This is a genomic window from Noviherbaspirillum aridicola (assembly GCF_019656455.1).
GTDB classification, from domain to species: Bacteria; Pseudomonadota; Gammaproteobacteria; order Burkholderiales; family Burkholderiaceae_D; genus Noviherbaspirillum; species Noviherbaspirillum aridicola.
Genome location: NZ_BPMK01000033.1, coordinates 1 through 2,141, shown reverse-complemented (window position 1 = coordinate 2,141; position 2,141 = coordinate 1). Strand labels below are relative to the sequence as shown.

Here is a 2,141-nt window from a genome sequence, read left to right as displayed (position 1 = left end):
CTCGCCTTTTTCCACCTCGTCAACTACCGCCAACTTAAAAGCCAGCGTGTAGTCCCGCTGCGTACGCTTGATCCCTCTGTCCATTTGACACCTCCAAAAAAGTGTCAACGCATTTCAGGACGGGTCAGCATCAAAAAAAAAGCCCGCGTCGTGCGGGCTTTTTTGCTTTGAAGCCGGTTACTAAAAGATATTTGAAACCGCGGTTCAGGATATCGGCCGGGTATTCTTTGCCATCAAGGGAAAGCCAAGTCCAGACCGAGCTTCCTGCCAAGGACGAAGGTGACGAGCCCCAGGCCCAGGAGCGATAGCATGAAGACCGTAGCCACCTTGCCGCCCGCGTACAGCACCGCGCGCTTCTCCTTCGCCTTCTCCTTCTCCTTCTTCCCTTGATCGTAATGCCACTTGATGGCGAAGAACATGCCCGTGCAGAGCACGAGAACCTTGAACGTACCGAAGATTATAGGTATCGAGTCCATCATTTTGAGTATTTCCGGGCTCAGGCATTCTACTCGCAAGCAATTCCCGAACATTGAGACAAAATGTCGCAGTTGAAAACCATGCAAGATTAAAAACTGCCAATCTGACTGCCGCGGTTGGCTGTGCAAGGCGCCACGGTTCTTACAGCTGCGTATGCGTGCGCGCGGCGGGCGAACTACTGCCGGCCCGTCACACGCTGCACCATCCGGTAGAGCACCGACATCTGCGCGCCGCTCTTCAGTGCATAGTTGGGATCGACCTGGTTTGAGTAGCCCCACCAGTCGTAGCAGCCATTCGGGTTGGTCGGTCCTGGTGCGGACGAGGCGATGGTGTCGGGATAGACAACCACGAGATCGTTGGTGTCGGCCCATTCGTTGATGCCCGCCTGGGTCACCCAGCGACTGCCGATAAGTGCCGAATACTGCCTGCAGCCATGCAGTGCGAGCACCATGCCGCATGCTTTCCCTTGCGCGCAAGCTTTGGGCACGAAGACAGTACCTGTGGAAGCCAGCGAGACATTGGGTCCGGCGCCGAATTCGGTCTGGTCGAAGGTCGACAGCATGCCTTGCAGCTTTCCATTGTTGCGTGGGTTCAGCCGTCCCAGGAAGAGCTTCAGCCAGGTCTGCACCGAATCGTAAGCCGCGCCGTTGAGAAAGCATTTCACCATGAAGGGGCTGCCCGCGGTGCCGCAGTCGAGTTCACCGTTCGGCGATTCCCAGCCGTGCGCGGCCGGAAAGCTGTTATCGAACAGTACCCTGGCGCCATAGTGAAGGTACTGCGCATTGAGGTCGGCCATCTGGCGTGGATTGACGGTGGCGTCCCTGGTACCGGACCATAAATAGACCGGCTGGCCGCTGAGGTACACCGACGGGTCGATCGTGCCCAGCGCGGACTGGGTGTCCAGATAAGCGATCGACTGGGCAAGCATGCTGTTGTAGGAGGCTTCATTCGTCGGCAAGGTCTGGCCGCCGCAGTTGGCAAGCGCGGTCGCGGCGCCGCCAGCACCCGCGCACCAGTAGACGCCGCCCGCATAGATGGCGGCCCCCTTGAATGTCGCGGAATGAGCCACGTGCATTTGCACCGCGGTGAAGCCACCCGAGGAAATGCCTGCGACAAAGACCTTCGCCGGATCGATCTGATAGCGCTGGAGTTTTTCGGCGGACGGCGCTGGCGGCGTCGTCTGTGCACCGGCACCGCCGGCCGCGACACATCCAATCAGGAATATGGCGGGCCATGCTGATCGAAAACTCAGCTTCTTCATGATGATCGTCTCCTCGTTGCTTTAAGAAAAGTATGCCTGCTTCAGCACCTGTTTTTTTTGATTGACGGCAGCGTTGTTGCCGATCGAAGCGGAAGCGGGACTGATGCAAAGTCGAATGTTGTTGAGACGATATTTTTTATCCTGCGTTCAATCGTGAGTCGACGCGGGAAGGCAATCGTCCGGTTGCCTGTTGCTTGGTAAGGCAGGATCGTCATTGCCGCGGACGTCATGCGCGCCGAGAATGCATACCACGGCGGGAGGACAGCCCGAGCTAGTTGTGATGTTTCAATAGGTTGTTCTGGTTCATTCGGATTGGATTTGAGAAACTGGAAATCGCCAAACCCCCAGTTCTCAAAGAAGCCAACCGAATGAACATCCATAAGAATGCCCGATTGACGTTTAT

The 2,141-nt window shown here is 56.9% G+C and carries 3 protein-coding genes; all 3 read right to left on the bottom strand.

Features of this window, described 5'->3' with window-relative positions:
• Positions 1–233: 233 nt before the first annotated feature.
• A complete protein-coding gene (locus NCCP691_RS21165) occupies positions 234–479 on the bottom strand; it encodes a hypothetical protein (RefSeq protein ID WP_220810554.1) in 246 nt (81 codons plus the stop codon).
• 173 nt (positions 480–652) lie between these two features.
• Positions 653–1,738, bottom strand: a complete 1,086-nt coding sequence (locus tag NCCP691_RS21160; RefSeq protein ID WP_220810553.1) for an extracellular catalytic domain type 2 short-chain-length polyhydroxyalkanoate depolymerase — start codon at positions 1,736–1,738, stop codon at positions 653–655.
• A gap of 41 nt (positions 1,739–1,779) precedes the next feature.
• Positions 1,780–2,141 (bottom strand): hypothetical protein (locus tag NCCP691_RS21155; RefSeq protein ID WP_220810552.1); only part of this gene is annotated, 362 nt, incomplete at its 5' end.

Bases quoted from the DNA above. Each gene is read 5' to 3' on its own strand.
- NCCP691_RS21160 (WP_220810553.1), bottom strand. From the start codon at position 1,738: ATGAAGAAGCTGAGTTTTCGATCAGCATGGCCCGCCATATTCCTGATT.
- NCCP691_RS21165 (WP_220810554.1), bottom strand. From the start codon at position 479: ATGATGGACTCGATACCTATAATCTTCGGTACGTTCAAGGTTCTCGTG.